Raw genomic sequence first — 18,176 nt, forward strand, 5'->3', positions numbered from 1 at the left:
GGGCAGAGAAGAAAGATGTCTCTTGTAGGGTAGGGTCAGGAAAAATCCTTGAACATCCTATCTTTCAGGTGCCGCAGGCTATCTTTTGGTCTGGCTGCTGTTCCCGCTGGTGCGGTGTGGAGTGAAATAACAGAAGAGATGCTTTCCTTCCTGTTTCAAGGCAACCGGAAATCTGTCCTGGCGAGGGCCGTGTTCCTCATCGCGGCCATTGCGTTTGTGGATTGGCGCTCCACCAACGAGTTGCCCCTGGGGTTCCTGTATCTGCTGCCGATGCTGCTGGTCGGCCGTGTGCTGGCGCCCTGGCAGATTGCTGTGTTTGCGGGCCTCTGCACCTATCTGACAGAGGCGTTTGACGCATTTGTGTGGAGCTTTGCTACGGGCATGCCCCGCGACGTGCTGTATTTTGCTGCCTTTTTCAGCGTGGGGCTGTTTGTCTGCGAGAGCAACCGCAACCGGCAGATCGTGATGCGGCACCTTCACGCCATAGAGCAGGAGCGAGATTCGCGGCGTGATGCAGAAGAACAATTGAAGATACTGGTGGAAAGCAGTCCGGCGGCAATTCTCACCGCCGACTCAGAGGGGCGAGTATTGATGGCCAATGAAGCGGCACACCGGATGCTGGGACGAATGCCGGGGTCACTGGCGGGACGGTCGTTGCATCAGTACTTCCCTGCTCTGTCGAACATCTGCCGACGCGAACCGGACCGGCCCCTGTTCCGCGCCGTAATGCGGACGCGCGGACAGCGTGACGATGGCGAAGTGTTCCTGGCCGACATCTGTTTTTCCACGTATCACACAAACGCCGGCCCAAGACTGGCGGCGATGGTGCTGGACACATCGGAAGAACTGCGCAGTCAGGAGGAGTCCAGCCTGCAGCAGCTACTGGCCGGGTCGCGTATTGCTGTGGGTGCGGTTTCCCATGAGATACGAAATGTATGCGGTGCGATCGCGCTGGTGCACCAGAACCTTCTGCGCAGTGGGTTGTTGACGGACAACCAGGACTTTGAGGCCTTGGGAAGCCTGGTGCTGGCGCTGGAGCGCATTGCGGACGTGGACCTGAGGCAATCCTCGGCGCGGACGGCAGAGGTGGACCTGGCTGCTGTGCTCGATGATTTCCGGATTGTCATCGGGCCATCGCTGCGGGAAGAAGAGATTGAAGGTAGCTGGGAGATTGCGCCGGAGCTCCCTCTGGTATGGGCCGACCGACCTTGCCTGATGCAGGTGCTGCTGAACCTGGCAACGAACAGCATCCGCGCCCTGGACGGAAGAGAAAACAAGGCGGTGCGGGTGGCAGCGCGGGCCGAGGGACATCGCGTGGTGGTTGAATTTACAGACAATGCAGGCGGAGTGCCGCATCCTGAGCAACTGTTCCGGCCCTTCCAGCAGAGCGCCGAATCTACGGGCCTTGGGCTGTATCTTTCCCGCGCCTTTATGCGTTCCTTTGGAGGAGAACTGCGTTACCAGCCAGTAGCGGATGGGGCCTGCTTTGTGCTGGAGTTGACGGCAGTTCCGGCACCGGAGAAGAGCCTGTGAAAACAGCCATCTCCATTTTGCTGGTGGACGATCATGCGCTGTTCCGGGAGAGCCTGGTGCGGCTGCTCAAAAGCGAGGCCGGTTTTGAGGTCGTGGGGCATTGCGCGACGATCGGTGAATCCCTGCGGTATCTGGACAAGGAAAAGGTGGACGTAGTTCTGCTGGACTATGACCTGGGAGAAGAGGCGGGGACAGACCTGCTCAAAGACCTTGCTTCGCGCAGAGAGACGGCCCGAGTGCTGATGGTAACGGCGGGCATGACGCCAGGAACCACACGCAGCGCGCTGGAGGCGGGTGTGGCGGGGATCCTGTGGAAACACAGCGCTCCGGAACAGTTGATCGAGGCCATTCGTCGGGTGGCCAAAGGCGAGGTGTGGCTGGACCGCGACACCATGCAAGTCTTACTGGCAACAGAGGAGACGACCGCCGGGCCACGGCCCTCCTCGCCACATCTGACGCCGCGGCAGCGCGAGGTGCTGCGGGGAATTCTGGACGGATTGACCAACAAGGAAATCGCAGTGAAAACGCAGAGTTCCGAGAGCGCAGTCAAGGCGGTCATCCAGGAGCTCTTCCACAAGGCAGGAGTGCGCACCCGCAGTCAACTGGTACGCGTTGCCTTTGAAAAACATGCCCGGGACTGGCTGGAAGAGAAATGAGGGCCGACCTGGTTTCTGTATTTCAGGACGCGTGACCCGGACAACGCCGGCGCAGGAGTCAGTGTCCATAGCCGCCTTCACTGGAGGAGACCTTGCCGCGGAACATCCAGTAGACGACAGCAAAGTAGGTGAGGGCGAGGAGCATCCCGAAACTCCACCAGGCCAGGCCCACCCGGATGGCGTGTGCTCCGGAAAGTGCTTCGGAAAGGGTAATGCTGCGTGCGGGGTCTGCTGAAGATGGCAGAAGCACAGGGTACAATCCTGCCGCAGCCCCCACCAGCATCAAGATCAAATAAGCGCAGGAAGAAAGGAATGCGGCAAGGGGTCTGCCTTTACTGGACCAGAGGCGCATGCCCAGAAGGGAAAACAGGACCATGAGCGGCACAGCAAATAGCAAGGGATGGGCCTTGTAGTTTGCCAGAGTGCCGGGCCGGACCCAGATGGTGGCAGGCAGGCCCAGCAGCGTGAGAAAAAGCAGGCCCACCCAGGCGTGCCTGGCCCATTTGTTCGCGCGCTCTTCCAGAAGCCCCGTGGCCTTGAGGGCCAGATAGAGACTGCCATGCATGGTGAGGGCGATGAGGGCCAACGCTCCGCCCATGACGGTATACCAGTCGAGAATTCCCGGTTGCGGTCCGATACGCCAATTGGTCCAGAGCGGAAGAAAGAAATATCTGTCTGCCCCGAGAGGCACCCCGCGGACAACGTTGGCCAGGGCCACACCGAAAAAGAAGGCAAGCAATGCGCTGGAAGCAAAAAACAGACCATCAAAGAAGCTGCGCCAGACGGTGCTGTCTACGTGCGCGCGCAGCTCGATGCCGAGTCCCCGTAGAATCAGCAGCCAGAGAACGATCATCAGGGGCAGATAGAAGCCGCTGAAAGCAGATGCGTAAAGAAGCGGGAATGCGAAATACAGAGTTCCGCCAGCAGCAAGAAGCCAAACCTCATTTCCGTCCCAGACTGGACCGATGGAACGAAGCATGACGCGGCGGTCCTCTTCGCTATGCGCCAGCGGAGAGAGGATGCCGATTCCAATGTCAAAGCCATCGAGGACAACATACGCTGCAAGCATGATGGCCACAAGCCAGAACCAGAGGGTCCCCATCCTGTTTCTCCTTTCTTTTAAGCGGTGAGGCTGCTGGCCACCGGAGTGGCGATGCCGGGACCGGTGCGGATAAAACGATAGACCAGTACGATCCAGAGGATCGAGAGCACACTATACATGCCGAGAAAGCCAAGCAGAGTAAACAGGGCGTTGCCGGAAGAAACATGGAGGGAATATCCCTGTGAGGTGCGGAGCAGCCCGTAAACCAGCCATGGCTGGCGGCCGATTTCGGCAGTCATCCATCCGGCCGTATTGGCGATGTAGGGCAGAGGAAAGCTTAACAAAAGCGGCCACAGCACCCAGCGCGTCTGGTAGAGGCGGCCGCGCCATAACAGGAAGGCAGCGATGCTCATCAGCAGCGCAAAGTAGGTCCCGAGGCCGGCCATGATGTGATAGCTGTAAAAGAGCAGAGGCAGCGTGGTTGGCCACTGATCGGGTGGGAACTCGTCCAGACCTTTGACTTCGGCCGATGTTGTTCCATAGATGAGGAAGCTGAGCACATCATTGGCGACCAACGGATTATCAATGCGTTTTTGCTCATAGTCGGGCTGCCCCAGAATCACAATCGGTGCTCCCTTTTCTGTGTGAAACAGACCTTCCATGCCAGCAACGGCAGCTGGCTGGTGCCTCGCCATGTAGCGCCCATGCAGGTCACCGGTGGGAAAGATCTGTGCGATGCAGGAGATGACTCCGGCCGTGACCCCGATGCGGAGAAAGGTCCTGCCGAAAGCAAGGTCGCGACCTTCGAGCAGATAAAAAGCCCCGACTGCGGACATGACAAACGCCGCAGTAACCACAGCGCCGCACATATTGTGCGCATACTGCAGCCAGGCCCAGGGATTCAGAAGAAGTTTCCAGAAGCTTGTGAGTTCAAAAGTGCCGTCCGGCAGCAGGCGGTACGCGACAGGGTGCTGCATCCAGGCATCGGTAACAATAATGAAGAAACCTGAGATCCAGGAGCCAAGCCATACCATGCAGGCCGAGGCCCAGTGGGCCCAGCGAGGCAGGCGTTTTTCTCCGAAGAGAAAGAGGCCGAGAAAGGTGGATTCCAGAAAGAAGGAAAAGACGCCTTCCATGGCCAGAGGCTGGCCAATGATGCTGCCGGTCCGGCGTGAAAACTCCGACCAGTTGGTGCCGAACTGGAACTCCATCGGGATACCGGTGACCACGCCCAGCAGAAAGTTGACGGCAAAGATCTTTGCCCAGAAGCGTGCTGCCTGCGCAGCATGCTCATCGTGGCTGCGCAAGGCGAGTGTCTTTAAAACCACAATGAGCAGGGCCAGTCCCATGGTCAACTGCGGGAAGAGATAGTGATACGTGATGGTGAAGGCAAAGTGGATCCGGTGCAGGAGCAGTGCGTTCATTTTTACCTCACGCTTGCGGTTCCTGTTGCTGCCTGGGCGCGCTGCCCAGGCAGGGTCCTGTGAACGAGCGAAAGACCTAAGGGAGAAGCCTCTTTTTTTCCGGTGCCGGGCACGCATCCTTAAGGCCCAGGGAGCGCAAGATGGACATGGCCGGGCACCAGTTGGTGAAGGCCGATTGCAGCAGATTGAGGCCGACAAATGCGGTCAGCCATAACCAGCGCTGCGATACCCAGTGGGCCAGCGCCAGGGAGAACAAGATCATCATACCTGCAAGAAGACGAAGGCTGCGTTCCAGATTCATGCAGTAGCTCCTTTTGTGAACGGTTGAGAAGAATGTGGGTTTCGTGCGTGCAACATGAAATAAAGCACCGGCACGGCCAGACGAGAGAGCAGGGTGGAGGCCACCTCGCCTGCAATCAGGGAGAGTGCGAGGCCCTGAAAGATGGGGTCAGTGAGAATCACTCCGGCCCCGACAACCACGGCGGCGGCCGTCAGAAGCATGGGGCGGAAGCGGACGGCCCCGGCATCCACCACGGCCTCAGCCAGAGGCAGGCCCTGGCGTCGACGTAATTCAATGAAGTCAACAAGGATAATGGAGTTGCGGACAATGATTCCGGCCCCGGCGATGAACCCGATCATGGAGGTGGCGGTAAAAAATGCGCCCGTCATAGCATGTGCCGGCAGGATACCGACCAGCGTCAGCGGGATGGGGGCCATGATGATCAGCGGAACCGCGAAAGAACGGAACCAGCCCACAAGGAGCACATAAAGAAGCACGAGCACGACGGCGAAGGCCAGGCCCAGATCGCGGAAGACCTCGATGGTGATATGCCATTCCCCGTCCCACTTCATGGCGTAGTGGTCGGTGGATTCCGGCTGGTTGGCATTGTAGCGGGCCAGCGTATATCCGGCCGGGAGTTTCAGCGCATCGAGCTGCTTGTTCATCTTCAGGATGGCGTAGACGGGACTCTCCTCATCCCCGGAGACGTCGCCGGTCACATACACCACACGGCGCAGGTTCTTGTGGTAGATGGAGGGCCCAAGGGTGGTCTGCCGTACATTCACGAGTTCGCGCAGAGAGACCAGAGTGCCGTCCGAGCTGCGCAGTTGGATACTTTCCAGGGCCTGCTCCGAGGAGCGTTCTGGACGGGAGAATTCCACTACGAGCGGGACCATTTCTCTTGTGTTCTGCGTGTGCAGCAGACCGGCCGGGGCGCCGGAAACGGCCAGAGACAGGGCCTGAGTGACATCTGAGACAGAGATGCCATGTAAGGCGGCCTTGGCCGCATCGACCTGCATGATGAGTTTGGGCTGTGGATCTTCCACATACCAGTCGGTGTCCACGACTCCGGGCGTGCTCGCAAAGATGGCTTTCACTTTACGGGCCAGCTGGATCTGGCCGCTGAGGTCCGGGCCATAGATTTCAGCAACCAGGGTCTGGATGACGGGAGGTCCGGGCGGGACCTCGCTGACCTGAACGCGGCCGCCATAGGCGGCGGCAATCTTTACCAGTTCCGGACGCAGGCGTTTGGCAAGCTGGTGGCTTTGCAGTCGGCGCTGGTTGGCGGGCAGCAGGTTGACCTGGATGTCGGCATGGTTGGCGTCCTGCCGCATGTAGTAGTGGCGCACCAGTCCATTGAAGTTGTAGGGGCCGGACGTTCCGGCATAGATCTGGTAGTCCAAAACTTCAGGCTGCTGGCCAAGATAGCTGCCGAGGGCCTGCGCCACGCGCGTAGTTTGCTCAAGGGGAGTGCCGTCGGGCATGTTCAGGACAACCTGAAATTCACTCTTGTTGTCGAAAGGCAGCATTTTGACCAGGACCAGATGGAGCGGTACCAGGGCCATGGCCAACAGCAGCAGGGAGACGACCCCAGCCAGAAAAATCCAGCGGGTGCGCCTGTTGTAAATCAAAGGGGACATGATGCGGCGGTAGAGCCGTGTGGTCCAGCCTTCCTGCTGCCCTGCTCTTTTGTCAGAGGATTGCAGATGGCTGCCCAGCAGCCGGAGCGCCGCCCAGGGAGACACCACAAATGCCACCAGAAGAGAAAAGAGCATGGCGGCCGAGGCCCCTACGGGAATGGGGCGCATATACGGCCCCATGAGGCCATGCACAAAGGCCATCGGCAGAATCGCCGCGATGACGGCGAACGTCGCCAGGATGGTGGGATTTCCTACTTCTGCGACGGACTCAATGGCCACCTCCTTCAGCGGCCGGCCTGCATTCTGCGGCAGGCGGAAGTGGCGCACCATGTTTTCCACGATCACGATGGCATCATCCACAAGAATGCCGATGCTGAAGATGAGGGCGAAGAGGGTGACGCGGTTCAGCGTGTAGCCAAGGAAATAGAAGACGGCCAGGGTGAGCGCAAGCGTGACAGGGATGGCCAGCAATACAACCCCGGATTCCCTCCATCCCAGGGCAAGCGCCATCAGCAGGGTGACGGAAAAGGTGGCCAGCAGAAGATGTTCGAGCAGAGTGTCCGACTTTTGTTTGGCCGTAACCCCGTAGTCCCGTGTGGTTGTGATGTGCAGGTCAGCGGGGAGCGAGCTGCCCTGCATCTCCTGTACTCGCCGGAGCACGGCATTGGCAATGACGGTGGCGTTTGTGCCTTTACGTTTGGCCACGGTGATGGTCACTGCAGGCCATTGCTGCGGTCCTCCGCCGGCCTTGGCCGTGCCAAAAAGTACGTAGTTGGAAGGCTCTGCCGGGCCGTCAAGGATTTGACTGGCAACGTCGCGCAGTGAAACGGGACGGCCGTGGTCTACGGCCAGCACCGTATCACCCACCTCCTGGCTGCTGGAGAAGAAATTTCCTGCATCAACACGAATGAGCCGGTTGTCCTGCGCAAACTGTCCAGCATCCACCCGGGCATTGGCGGCCTGCAAGTGTGCGAGTACTGAGGCTGGAGAGATGCCGTAAGCGGCCAGTTTTCCACTGTCAAGAAGAACGCGTACTTCCCGCGGCTGCCCCCCAATGACGTCGGTCTCGGCGACATCCGGAATCTGGCGGACCTGGAACTGCACCTCATCGGCAAATTGGCGAAGCTGGCCAGCATCGTAATGCTCTCCCCAAAGGGTCAGCGACAGGATGGGTACATCGTCGATCGAGCGGGCGCGGACCAGCGGCCGGGAGGCTTCCGGCGGAAGGTGCTCCTGGCCGGAGTTGAGCTTCTCATCAACCCGGACGAGGGCCTCCTGCTGGGGAGTGCCGACGAGAAAGCGGACCACCACCAGGCTCTTCCCTGCGCTTGAGGTCGAGTACACATACTCAACGCCGGGGACCTCGTGCATGAGGCCCTCAATTGGGACCGTGACCCGCTGCTCGATTTCAGCCGGAGAGGCCCCGGGCATGGTCGTGATGATGTCGAGCATCGGGACGACGATCTGCGGCTCTTCTTCTCGCGGAATGGCGAGAATGGCCCATAGGCCCAGCATCAACGATGCGAGGACAAGGAGTGGTGTCAGCGGGGACGGAAGAAATGTGCGGGCCAGACGACCGGCCACGCCCAGCTTCTGGGTCATTGCAGCACCTCAATCTTCTTCCCAGAGAGGTCTTGGTCGCCGGGGGCATCCACGAGGGTTTCGCCAGAATTGAGCCCGGAGAGGACGGAGACGGACCCATCCGAGGTATTCCCTGTGGTGACATAGCGCAATTGTGCAGTTCCCTGCGCGTCCACCACGTAGACGTAAGACAGGGACCCTCGGGTCACCAGCGCCGTCTCCGGGATCGTGATGACGGTGTGCGTTCCATTCGCAATCCATGCGGAGGCGAACATGCCCGGCTTCAGTCCTGGGGAGGGAGGCAGATTGAGCTTGACAACAAAACTCCGGGTGGAGGGGTCGGCAGCCGGAACGGTGCGGTCGACCGTGGCTGTGATTTTGTTTGCGCCCGCTCCTGGGACCTCTACCGGGACACTCTGGCCCGGATGCACAGCAGCGATCAGCGACTCATCCACGTGAATGTCGAGTTGCAACGGCCCTGCTTTGTCCAGTTGCAGCAGGGGTGCTCCGGGCAGGGCGAGCGTGCCCGGGTCTGCGAGCCGGAGGGTGATCACACCGGCAAAAGGAGCACGCAGATGAGCATGGTCCTGCTCGGTTCTTGCGGCCTGCAGCACGGCCTGGGCGGCCTGGACCTGCGCCTTCAAGGCGGAGAGGCGCTGCTGCGCTGCCTGCGCGTGTTTTTCCACCTCATCGAACTCCTGCGGGCTGACGCTTTTCTCCTGTTGCAGAAGCTTGTAACGCGCCAGAGTGCCCACGGCCAGGTCGGCCTCTGATTGCGCGGCCTGTTGCTGGTCCCGGGCAGCAGCCAGGGCGGCCTGCGCCTGGGCCGTGCCGGCGCGGAGGGTCTGGTCATCAAGAACCAGCAGCAGTTGTCCGGCATGTACAGTGTCTCCTTCGCGCACCAGAACATTCAGGATGCGGGCGGAGATTTGGGCCGAGATGACGGCCGTGTCTCGGGCATGAATGGTTCCCGTCACACGCACCCACTGCGGCGCTTCGACTGCGCGGCTCTGGACTTCATGAGCGCGGACGACAGAAGACGCAGACGAGGAGGCCGGGGAAGGTCCATGACAACCCAGGCCGGACAGCAAGGCAAGGGAGGAAAAGAGAACGGCTTTCATTGCAGGTCCTCCGTGGATCCAGGCGTGAGAGATCCGGTCGCATAAAGCAACCGGGCATGCGCCATCGCGTTGTTGTACACAGCAAACCAATATTGGTTCTGGTTCTGCCGCTGCGCATCTTCGGCGCGCAACAGATCGGTGATGGTGGCCAGTCCGGCCTCATAGCGGTTGCGCGTGATGCGCAGTGCCTCAGCGGCCTGTTCCAGGGCGGCCTGCGCGGTCTCCAGTGAACGGGCCGCGGTCTGCTGCTGGGAGTGGGCGCGGCTGATGGCCAGGCGGAGCTGTTGTTCCGCAGCCTGCAGGTTGGCCTGCGCTTTGCGCTGCAGCGCGACCTGTTCTGCCAGGTCCGCACGTTTTGCCAGAGGCAGAATGTCCAGGTCCATGCGGACACCCACCACCCAGTTGTTTCCGCCGGGTCCGGCAAAAGAGGGGCGGTCCATTTCCCAGGTCCCATAAGTTTTGATCTCCGGGGCAAAGCTGGCTTTCGCAGCTTTCACCGCAGCGTGCTGGGCGGAAAGCCCTTCGTCCAGGGCGCGAAGATCGGGACGTGCCTTGAGCCCGGAAGCGATTTCATCGGCGAGTACGCCAGCGGGGAAATGGCGGGGCACAATCGGTTGCAGGGCAGGGCGTGGAACAAGAGGATGACCGATGGCGGTTTCCAGTTCCGACCAGGCCGTGTCCAGATCGCCCTCAGCGGCAATCCGATCCTGGCGCCTCTGGGCCAGATTGACCTGCGCAGCCATAAGGTCAGATTCGACGGCCAGGCCAGCCCTGACCCGAGTTTGTACCGTATCCAGCAGGGCCTGTGCCGTGTCACACTCATGGTCCGCCAGCTCGGATTGCTTCTGCGCATAAAGCACTGACTGATACGCCTGCACGACGTCGAGGACGACCCGCTGTTGGACGGCACCATCCTGAGCGGCAGCACCCTTTCGGGCAAAATCGGAAGAGCGGACCTGGTCTTCCGTCTTCAGCCAGTCAAAAACAGTCCAGGTGCCGGTGAATCGGGTGGCGAAGTTTCCCAGGGGAGAGGGGCGGTTGAGCGCGTCCAGTGCGAAGTCAGATTGGGTAAAGCGCTGCTGCCGCAGTCTGGTGCCGAAAGCATAGACCGGGTCATTGCCGCGCGTCGCGTCCTCGGTGAAGTCCAGACGGGGAAAGAGCGCGGTGCGGGCGAGTGCAGCGCGCGCCTCGGCCAGACTGACGTCGGCGCGGGAGGCAGCGGTCAGCGGACTTTGTTCCAGTGCAAGGCGGACGGCCTGTGGCAGGGTCAAAGTCTCCTGCTGGCCCTTGGCCGCGGCCACCCCCAGCAGGAAGCTCCAAGCAAGTAGACCTGTCAATCTTTGGATGTTCACTCTACACCTGTCCTCTGCAGTGCGGGCACCCGGAGCGGTGATCTGCTCACGGAGGGCCGCACTTCTGCTGAAAAGTGTTGTTCACCCGAACAAAGACAAAAGCGGGAAAAACGTTACAGAAAAATTTCAAAGCGGGTGCGGCGAAGACGGGTGCTGAAGCAGGCGCAGATACTCTTCCGTAAGCTGACGCCGGAGCGCGGCGCCCAGGTGGTCTTTTGTCGGCAGGTCCAGCGAACGGCAGCGGTCTATGGCCCTCTTCAGGTCCTGAATAAACAGCACACACTGTGGACAGGCCTCAATGTGGTCCTGGAGCTCGGTGCAATCTTTTTGAGGCAGCCGGCCGTCGAGATAGTCCGAGAGATTGGCAAAGATTTCGTGGCAGGCCGGTACACGTCCGGAACGCTGGCTCCTGGATTTTGCACTGCGTTTGCGGGCCGTCTTTCCGGACGTGGACCGATGACGGGAGAGTTGCTGGCGCACAAGCAGCCGTGCCCGATGCAGACGTACGCGGACGGTCCCGGGCTTCAGAGAGAGCACTTGCGCAATCTGCTCCGTATCGAGGTCCTCCATATCATGGAGCACAAGCACGATACGGTAGGGCAGTGGAAGGCCGAGGACCGCTTCCTGTACCGTCTTCAGGTCCTGCCTCCGAATCGACTCCGACTCCGGGTCTGAGGAGGCCCCAGTGCGCAAGGCCTCCAGTTCATCTTTGTCGGGCATCAGCTCTTCGAGGGTGAGAAGGCGCAATGGATGCGGGGACTTGCGCCGCTTCCGCCAGCAGCGGCGTTTGGCCGCTGTATAGAGCCAGACAGAAAGGGCACGGGGCTCCCGTATCTTTGCCAGATGTGGAAGTGAGCTGACCAGCACGTCCTGCATGGTGTCTTCTGCGTCCTGATGGTGCCCGCAGATTTTCATGCTGAAAGAGAAAAGGGTCTGCTGCAGGAGCCGGATGGCCTCCTGAACATTCTGAGGGCCGGGTTTCTGTAAATAGGTGACTGCCTGCTCCAGCTCCGGACGCATAAACCTCAAAGTTGCTTCAGGTTTTTGAGAAGCAATTGCCTCTTCTATTGTGTCAGGCACTCTCTTGTGAGGCAAAAGAGCATCTCGGAGAGGTGGTAAGCACCACTTATAAGACATCCAGAATCGCGATTGGACGGCCGGACCGAAGGGGGCGAAACTGGGTCCAGAAAAGAGAGGTAGAGCCATGAAAACGATGAAGACTTCCATCCTGTCCCTCCTGGTGCTTGCACCTTTTGCTGCGCAGGCAGCTGTACAACCGCGCACAGCGCATATCGTGATCGAGTCGCCAGACACCCGGCCAGTGCTGGCGGAGGCGCATCCGGAAGCAATGTACTTATATGACACGAGCGACGGGAAGACTGTCTTGTATGTCGAGGCAGAAAATGGCCATGTGCTGGATGCCCTGGATGTCACAGACCCGGGACATATCCGGAGGCTTGCGCAAACAGAAGTCGCCGCAGCAGGTGCTTATGACTTTGTCGCGCCCGCCGGGTCCCAGGCTGTACTGGTCCGCTATCGGGATGGATCGGGGACAGCCCTGCTCCAGCTGAAGCGGTATACAAACCCCACATTGGAGCCGCTCCCTGATGCAGGAAGCTACACAAAGGCGGAGCCTTTCGGAGAAAGCGGCCTGCTGCTCTTTTCCCCGGACCGGTCCACCGGAGATGCCGGCAGGCGTTTTTCCCAGGCCCATACCTGCAAAGTCGTGGACACTCGCGGACCTCTCCAGTCCGTGCTGCTGGCGACAGTACCCGATGTGCGCCAGAGAGTATTGAAGAGCGATACAGGCACATTGTTTCTGCTCACCGGGGAGGGCGTAACGGTCATCCGCAGGCCGCGTGTCGAAGAGGAGCACCAGATTGCGGCCGAGGCGCAATAAGCCATGACCTGCCGTCGAACCGGCACCCGATCCTTATCCCTTATAAGGAATTGCGATTGGACAGGTGTTCCACGTGGAACACATCTTGAAATCAAAAGATGCGATGGGAATGAAGGAAGAGAGATGAATGATCCAGCTGCACTCCATGAGCAACCAGTGCATCGCCTGAGTTTGCGTCAGAGGCTATTTGTTGGCCTGCTTCTTCTGCTGGGGGTAGTGCTCTCCTGGCTGATTGTCCGCTATGTAGACCCGACGACGGCCCAGTCGTCTCGGGTCTTTAACCAATCGCTTGAGGTCCGGGGATGAGCAGCAGCCAGAGCAGTCAACTGATTGCCGTCAGGCTGGTCCGGGCCCATGCAATCGCGGCTTTTTTCGGGCTCGTGGTCTCGGCCCTGTTTGGCCTGGCAGTATCGGTCAAATTCCACGTACCTGGGTTCCTGGGTGGTCATGGCTGGGACACCTGGGGGCGGCTCCGCTATGACCACACGCAGGGGATCCTTTACGCCTGGCTGGGGAACGCTTTTCTCGCATTTCTTTACTATGCGGCCCCGTTGTTGACCCGAAGGCCGATCACCAGCGTACGGCTGGGGTGGACGATTTTCTGGCTGTGGAACCTGGCCGCTGTATGTGGAGGATGGAGTCTGGTGTTGGCCGGACAGGGCCAGCCACTGGAATGGGCCGAATTTCCACTGGCGGTCGCGGCCGTGATCGAGCTGTGTCTGTTACTGCTGGTGGTCCAGTTCGGGCTGCCGTTCTGGAAGTGCGATGCCTCGGAACTCTATGTTTCCGGATGGTATTTCCTGGGCGGGCTGACTTTTACTGCGCTGGCGTATCCGGTAGGCAATATCCTGCCGCATCTGTTGCCTGGCGCGATGGGCGCAGCGTTCAGCGGACTCTGGATCCACGATGCCGTGGGGGTCTTTGTGACTCCTCTGGCGACAGCCATTGCATACTTTGTAATTCCAGCGGTGACCCGCAAGCCCATCTACAGCCATTTCTACTCGATGATTGGTTTCTGGCTGCTGTTTCTGGTTTATCCGCTGAACGGCATCCATCATTATGTTTACTCCTCGCTGCCGATGGGGGCACAACATGCTTCAGAAGTGGCATCCATCTATCAGGGCATTGATGTCATTCTGGTGGTCACCAACCTTCTGCTTTCCCTTGTGATTGCGAAGGACGGGGCGGTGGCGCGGGACATCCCTCTGCGTTTTGTGTGGACCAGCGTGGTGCTTTATCTGGTGGTGAGCATCCAGGGGTCCATCCAGGCGGTGATGGCGTTCAACAGCTATATTCATTTCACCGACTGGGTCATTGGTCATTCACATCTGGCCATGATTGGCTTTGCCTCCTTTGCTGCGATGGGCGGGCTGGCCCATGTATGGCAGAGGGTCCCCGGGGTGCGTCTCAACCAGCGCGCGCTGGCATGGTCATACTGGCTGCTGGTGATTGGGTTGGGACTAATGGTGCTGGACCTGACCGCAGCCGGTCTGGTCCAGGCCGATCTATGGCGCCAGCATCTGCCCTGGATGGAGTCGGTGCGCACCTCCCGGAGCTACTGGGTCTTCCGAAGCTTTGATGGGGGCCTGTTGCTTGCTGGCTTCGTCCTGTTTGGTGCAAGCTTCTTCAGCGGAGAGCGCAGCAAAGAGGCTGCTCCAGGCTGGACCGCGCCTGAGTACGGAAGTCCGGGCACGCAGAGGGCCGACATCTGGATCCGCCTGGCGAATGGGGCGACCTTTGGTGCTGGTCTGGTCTTCTTCGTCCTTTCCTTTCTTGCGCTCGGGGTCTTTCCGGCCATACGGTTACACCGAAAAATCGTCGAGACAACACCCTCCGGAGTGCGCGTTGGCCTGTCGGCCGAGGAAAAGCACGGCGAGGTCCTTTATGGCGAGAATGGTTGCGCCTATTGTCATACCGAGCAGGTGCGCTTTACGCCCGCCGACCGCTGGCGCTTTGGCCGACCGACGGAAGCATGGGAGACGCAAGAGGAGTATCCGCAGATGTGGGGCACGCGACGGATCGGGCCGGACCTCGCGCGTGAATCCGGAAAGCGTACAAAGGACTGGCAACTGGTCCATCTTTATGATCCGCGCTACGTAGTCCCCGATTCTGTGATGCCAGGGTATCCGTGGCTCTTCCAGGGTGGTCCGGACCGGCCTACCAAGGATGCTCTTGACCTGATTGCTTATGTGGAGTCGCTCGGGCGAGCAGCAGCACAAGCCGCAAAGGACGAGAGGGCCGCTCCTGCTGCCGGCAACGCAAGTGTTGCATGGATGCCGATGCAAGTGCATGACGATACCCGGAATTTTCCCGCAGAAGAACTGGAGGAGGGCCGGGCCGTGTATCTGGCAAACTGCTCAGGCTGTCATGGAGCGGATGGACGTGCCGATTCTCCCGGCGGGCGCGCCTTGCGTCCTGTGGCATTCAATTTGAGGGGTTTTCTGTTAAAGCCAGAAACCGTCTGGAGCGCTCTGCAGAATGGCGTGCCAGGTACGGCCATGCCGGCATGGAACGATCTGCCCCCGGCGCAGTTCAAGGCTGTTGGCGAATATGTGCAGACACTGGCCCGTGTTTCGGATTTGCCTGCGGACGAGCTCTGGGCCTCAACCGAGGTCCTGATGGAAGCAGGCAAGCGCATTTTTGAGACCCACTGTGTACGTTGTCACGGTGAGTCCGGAGGAGGGGACGGCCCGGATGCAGCCCAATTTCTTCCCCGGCCTGCAAACTTTCACGAGATGTTGCCTTCCTATGACGGAGGAGCGCGGGCGATCCATGAAGGAGTGCCGGGCAGCGGGATGCCGGCGTGGCCGCTGCTGACCCCGGCCGAGATCCAGGCGGTGACCTACTACATTCGCTCGCTGTATCAGGGACCCAGTCCGTCTGCGCCGGCAACTGTGAAAGGCGTCACGCACGCTCAGATGGGAATGGAGATGGAGCCATGATTGCCGGTCTGATCGGGGCCATTACGGCCCTTCTCCTGCTGTTTATTTTCTGGCGCGGCCGGTCTTCCAATCTGAAGGAGCGCTTTGAACGTCCCAAATTTCAATTCCTGAAGAACCTTGGGGTCGCCAGGTCTGGTCAGGAAGCACAACAACACAAAACCGAACAGGAGAAAACACATGCAAAACATGAGCCGTAGGACATTTGTGTCCTCAGCAACAGCAGGACTTGCGGCGCTGGGCGCTCTTTCTTCCGCAGCGGAGGGCCATGCTCAATTGGTCTGGACGTCAAAGAACTGGAAGCTGGCTGAGTTTGAAACCTTGCTCCGCGAGCCAGCGCGCATCCGGCAGGTCTATGACGTGACCCAGATCGGCGAGGGAAAGTTCCTCAACAATATCAAGAACTCATTGAATGGATTGCGCTTTGGCTTCAATGTTCCGGCTACGCAGATCAAGGTCGTGGGTGCGCTTCATGGTCCGGCGAACCTGCTGAACTACGACGATTTTATCTGGGAAAAATATGAGATCGGCGCATGGCTGAAGGTAAATGATCCTGCCACCGGCAAGCCTGCCGTCAGGAACCCGTTTTTCAAGAGCACAGTAAGCAACAAGAGTGAGGACCTGAGCAGGCTGAATGACAAGAACTCGTTTTATCAGGACACCAGTATGGAGACGCTGCAAGCGCGCGGGGTGACGTTTCTCAGCTGCCACACAGCGACGGAGGAGCAGGCACGTGTGCTGATCCAGAGGAACAACTGGGCAAAGGACCCGGAAGAGATTGTCCGCGAAATGCTGTCTCACATCCTTCCGGGAGTCCTGGTTGTGGCTTCCATGGTGGCCGCGATTGCATTGCTTCAGGCGGAAGGACACTACACGTACATCACAGTTTAAGGACCAGCAAAGGACGCAAAGACAATGATGAATCTGTTTCGAGCTTCTCTGGCATTGGCTTCTGTATTTTCCAGTGCCGTATATGGGTTTTCACAGGTTGCGCCTCCCTGGAGCCAGGGGGCCAATAATCCCGCCATCCAGAAAGGATATGAATTTCATGTGGCGGACATCGACAATGTGCCGGACCTTCATGGCAATCCTGCCGATGCGCAATTGGTGCTCTTTATCGGCGGAAACCAGTTTTTTGTCTTGCCCAGGCTCATTGCGGCCTTTGAGCAGAGACACCCCGAACTGCGCGGACATATTTTCTATGAGACGCTGCCGCCGGGCATCCTGCGGAAACAGATGGCCGCAGACGGCATCCTGACGCTGGGCAACCTCACCTTGCAGGTGAAGCCTGACGTGTATGAAGCAGGAGCGCGGGTGCTGCAGGAAATGCAGAAAGACGGCCAGGTGCAGGACGTTGTGGAATACGCGACGAACGATCTGGAAATTATGGTGCGTGCGGGCAATCCCAAAGGCATCCATTCATTGAATGACCTGGGACGCCCTGATGTACGCCTGTCCATGCCCAATCCCGAATGGGAAGGCGTGGCAAAGCAGATTGCCGCATCGCTGCGCAAAGCTGGCGGCGAGCCTCTGTACAAGAGTGTGTATGAGGACAAAGTAAAGAGCGGAGACACCAGGCTGACCGAGATCCACCACCGCCAGACACCGATGAGGATCCTGAGCGGGCAACTGGATGCAGGCGTGACCTGGAGCTCGGAGGTCCGCTTTCAGGAAAGCATCCACAATCCTATCGAGGGAGTCGCGATTCCGGCAGAACAGAACACGACGGCCATCTACGCTGCCGGAAAGGTCCGGAATGCTCCGCATCCGGAAAATGCGGCGTTGTGGCTTGAGTTCCTGAAGAGCGATGAGGCGCAGGCCATCTATCACGAATACGGCTTCCGCCCGGCAGCAGCCCATTCGGAGGGCAAGTGAGATGGTCGGAGTGAACCGCACCGTCGCCATGCTGGTTGTGTGGTTGGGGATTTCTCTTCTGTGCCTGTCCGGTGTCGGATGTTCGCGGAGTAGAACGCAAAGGTCCGCCGGACAGGCGTCCCCGGCAGAAAACAGGGCAGGGGAAATGCAAATTGTGCAGCAAGGCAAGAAGATTTTTGATGAGACCCCGAAGTATGCGGGCCAGTATGTGGGCAACAAGCTGTCCTGCAATGATTGCCACATTCAGAGTGGGACGGCGGCTTATGCTGCACCCATGATTGACCTGGCGGGACTCTTCCCGATGTATAACAAGCGCGCCGGGCATGTGATTTCGCTGCAAAACCGCATCCAGGAGTGTTTTGCGCGCAGCGAGGCAGGCAGGCCGCCCGCCGAAGACAGTCCAGAGATGCAGGCACTGGTGGCTTACGTCCGGTGGCTGTCGCGGGACCAGGTGAAGGGAAGGCCTTATCCGGGACGTGGGCTGGTAAAACTGCCGCCGCTGGAAGGGGACCCGGTGCGAGGCAAGGCCGTCTATGCCCGGGAGTGTGCCGGATGTCATGGAAGCGACGGTGCCGGCGTGCCCCCGGTACTGCCGGCAGTGTGGGGGCCGGACTCCTTCAACGACGGCGCGGGGATGAATGATCCCAACAAGATGGCAGCATTTGTGATCCATAACATGCCGCAGAACCACCCGGGGACGCTGACCCCGCAGGAGGCCTATGATGTCTCGGCATTCATTCACACCATGCCGCGGCCGAAGTTCAATCCAGCCTATAAAAACTATTAAATCGGGGACAGGAGCGGCCCATTTTTGATGGGCTGCGGGCCGGTCC

At 59.5% G+C, this 18,176-nt stretch carries 16 protein-coding genes; 9 read left to right on the forward strand and 7 right to left on the reverse strand.

Translation table 11 applies throughout. The features are described 5' to 3' along the window. The first annotated feature begins 138 nt into the window (after positions 1–138). Together N655_RS0106845 and N655_RS0106850 are read left to right on the forward strand one after the other, a co-directional pair. Positions 139–1,533 (forward strand): sensor histidine kinase, encoded by a 1,395-nt coding sequence (locus N655_RS0106845; protein ID WP_026442380.1) that lies wholly within the window; start codon positions 139–141, stop codon positions 1,531–1,533. After that, positions 1,530–2,189, forward strand: a complete 660-nt coding sequence (locus N655_RS0106850; RefSeq protein ID WP_026442381.1) for a response regulator transcription factor — start codon at positions 1,530–1,532, stop codon at positions 2,187–2,189. The genes N655_RS0106845 and N655_RS0106850 overlap by 4 nt, the downstream gene beginning before the upstream one ends. Positions 2,190–2,247: 58 nt before the next feature. Here the strand turns inward: N655_RS0106850 and cydB are convergent, their stop codons facing one another. The 7 genes from cydB to N655_RS0106885 all read right to left on the reverse strand — a co-directional run bounded on the left by cydB (position 2,248) and on the right by N655_RS0106885 (position 11,649). Then, positions 2,248–3,291 carry a cytochrome d ubiquinol oxidase subunit II gene (gene cydB / locus N655_RS0106855; protein ID WP_026442382.1) on the reverse strand — a complete coding sequence of 348 codons (1,044 nt, stop codon included), beginning with the start codon at positions 3,289–3,291 and terminating at the stop codon, positions 2,248–2,250. A 17-nt stretch (positions 3,292–3,308) separates the two neighbouring features. Then, positions 3,309–4,655, reverse strand: coding sequence for a cytochrome ubiquinol oxidase subunit I (locus tag N655_RS0106860; protein WP_026442383.1), 1,347 nt, complete (start codon positions 4,653–4,655; stop codon positions 3,309–3,311). Between the two features lie 76 nt (positions 4,656–4,731). Continuing rightward, complete coding sequence (locus tag N655_RS0106865; protein WP_026442384.1) at positions 4,732–4,956, reverse strand: YgaP family membrane protein; 225 nt, start codon at positions 4,954–4,956, stop codon at positions 4,732–4,734. Then, positions 4,953–8,177 carry an efflux RND transporter permease subunit gene (locus tag N655_RS17765; RefSeq protein WP_044934129.1) on the reverse strand — a complete coding sequence of 1,075 codons (3,225 nt, stop codon included), beginning with the start codon at positions 8,175–8,177 and terminating at the stop codon, positions 4,953–4,955. Before N655_RS17765 ends, N655_RS0106865 begins: the two co-directional genes overlap by 4 nt. Next, positions 8,174–9,277, reverse strand: coding sequence for an efflux RND transporter periplasmic adaptor subunit (locus tag N655_RS0106875; RefSeq protein ID WP_026442385.1), 1,104 nt, complete (start codon positions 9,275–9,277; stop codon positions 8,174–8,176). Before N655_RS0106875 ends, N655_RS17765 begins: the two co-directional genes overlap by 4 nt. Beyond that, positions 9,274–10,629 carry a TolC family protein gene (locus tag N655_RS0106880; RefSeq protein WP_081823614.1) on the reverse strand — a complete coding sequence of 452 codons (1,356 nt, stop codon included), beginning with the start codon at positions 10,627–10,629 and terminating at the stop codon, positions 9,274–9,276. Before N655_RS0106880 ends, N655_RS0106875 begins: the two co-directional genes overlap by 4 nt. A 126-nt stretch (positions 10,630–10,755) precedes the next feature. Then, entirely contained in the window at positions 10,756–11,649 is an 894-nt protein-coding gene (locus N655_RS0106885; RefSeq protein WP_026442387.1) for a sigma-70 family RNA polymerase sigma factor, read from the reverse strand. 184 nt (positions 11,650–11,833) lie between these two features. Between N655_RS0106885 and N655_RS0106890 the strand changes: the two genes are divergently transcribed. The 7 genes from N655_RS0106890 (at position 11,834) to N655_RS0106925 (ending at position 18,130) form a co-directional block, all read left to right on the forward strand. Next, entirely contained in the window at positions 11,834–12,529 is a 696-nt protein-coding gene (locus N655_RS0106890) for a hypothetical protein (RefSeq protein ID WP_026442388.1), read from the forward strand. A 123-nt stretch (positions 12,530–12,652) separates the two neighbouring features. Further along, positions 12,653–12,835, forward strand: coding sequence for a hypothetical protein (locus N655_RS0106895; protein ID WP_026442389.1), 183 nt, complete (start codon positions 12,653–12,655; stop codon positions 12,833–12,835). Next, positions 12,832–15,471 (forward strand): cbb3-type cytochrome c oxidase subunit I, encoded by a 2,640-nt coding sequence (locus N655_RS20260; protein ID WP_081823617.1) that lies wholly within the window; start codon positions 12,832–12,834, stop codon positions 15,469–15,471. The genes N655_RS0106895 and N655_RS20260 overlap by 4 nt, the downstream gene beginning before the upstream one ends. Further along, positions 15,468–15,668 carry a hypothetical protein gene (locus N655_RS0106910; protein WP_026442390.1) on the forward strand — a complete coding sequence of 67 codons (201 nt, stop codon included), beginning with the start codon at positions 15,468–15,470 and terminating at the stop codon, positions 15,666–15,668. The genes N655_RS20260 and N655_RS0106910 overlap by 4 nt, the downstream gene beginning before the upstream one ends. Further along, on the forward strand, positions 15,658–16,359 hold the full coding sequence (locus tag N655_RS0106915; protein ID WP_026442391.1) for a hypothetical protein: 702 nt from the start codon (positions 15,658–15,660) through the stop codon (positions 16,357–16,359). The genes N655_RS0106910 and N655_RS0106915 overlap by 11 nt, the downstream gene beginning before the upstream one ends. A gap of 24 nt (positions 16,360–16,383) precedes the next feature. Continuing rightward, positions 16,384–17,343 (forward strand): substrate-binding domain-containing protein, encoded by a 960-nt coding sequence (locus tag N655_RS0106920; protein ID WP_155987535.1) that lies wholly within the window; start codon positions 16,384–16,386, stop codon positions 17,341–17,343. 145 nt (positions 17,344–17,488) lie between these two features. Next, positions 17,489–18,130, forward strand: coding sequence for a c-type cytochrome (locus tag N655_RS0106925; protein WP_238324550.1), 642 nt, complete (start codon positions 17,489–17,491; stop codon positions 18,128–18,130). The last annotated feature ends 46 nt before the right edge of the window (positions 18,131–18,176 follow it).

Origin of the sequence: Pseudacidobacterium ailaaui (genome assembly GCF_000688455.1) — a bacterium.
GTDB classification, from domain to species: domain Bacteria; phylum Acidobacteriota; class Terriglobia; order Terriglobales; family Acidobacteriaceae; genus Pseudacidobacterium; species Pseudacidobacterium ailaaui.

What these genes read in the sequence shown, in the direction of transcription:
- cydB (WP_026442382.1), bottom strand. Translation starts at nt 3,291, where the DNA reads ATGGGGACCCTCTGGTTCTGGCTTGTGGCCATCATGCTTGCAGCGTAT.
- N655_RS17765 (WP_044934129.1), bottom strand. Translation starts at nt 8,177, where the DNA reads ATGACCCAGAAGCTGGGCGTGGCCGGTCGTCTGGCCCGCACATTTCTT.
- N655_RS0106925 (WP_238324550.1), top strand. Translation starts at nt 17,489, where the DNA reads ATGCAAATTGTGCAGCAAGGCAAGAAGATTTTTGATGAGACCCCGAAG.
- N655_RS0106890 (WP_026442388.1), top strand. Translation starts at nt 11,834, where the DNA reads ATGAAAACGATGAAGACTTCCATCCTGTCCCTCCTGGTGCTTGCACCT.
- N655_RS0106895 (WP_026442389.1), top strand. Translation starts at nt 12,653, where the DNA reads ATGAATGATCCAGCTGCACTCCATGAGCAACCAGTGCATCGCCTGAGT.
- N655_RS0106860 (WP_026442383.1), bottom strand. Translation starts at nt 4,655, where the DNA reads ATGAACGCACTGCTCCTGCACCGGATCCACTTTGCCTTCACCATCACG.
- N655_RS0106875 (WP_026442385.1), bottom strand. Translation starts at nt 9,277, where the DNA reads ATGAAAGCCGTTCTCTTTTCCTCCCTTGCCTTGCTGTCCGGCCTGGGT.
- N655_RS20260 (WP_081823617.1), top strand. Translation starts at nt 12,832, where the DNA reads ATGAGCAGCAGCCAGAGCAGTCAACTGATTGCCGTCAGGCTGGTCCGG.
- N655_RS0106910 (WP_026442390.1), top strand. Translation starts at nt 15,468, where the DNA reads ATGATTGCCGGTCTGATCGGGGCCATTACGGCCCTTCTCCTGCTGTTT.
- N655_RS0106920 (WP_155987535.1), top strand. Translation starts at nt 16,384, where the DNA reads ATGATGAATCTGTTTCGAGCTTCTCTGGCATTGGCTTCTGTATTTTCC.
- N655_RS0106845 (WP_026442380.1), top strand. Translation starts at nt 139, where the DNA reads ATGCTTTCCTTCCTGTTTCAAGGCAACCGGAAATCTGTCCTGGCGAGG.
- N655_RS0106915 (WP_026442391.1), top strand. Translation starts at nt 15,658, where the DNA reads ATGAGCCGTAGGACATTTGTGTCCTCAGCAACAGCAGGACTTGCGGCG.
- N655_RS0106865 (WP_026442384.1), bottom strand. Translation starts at nt 4,956, where the DNA reads ATGAATCTGGAACGCAGCCTTCGTCTTCTTGCAGGTATGATGATCTTG.
- N655_RS0106885 (WP_026442387.1), bottom strand. Translation starts at nt 11,649, where the DNA reads ATGCGTCCGGAGCTGGAGCAGGCAGTCACCTATTTACAGAAACCCGGC.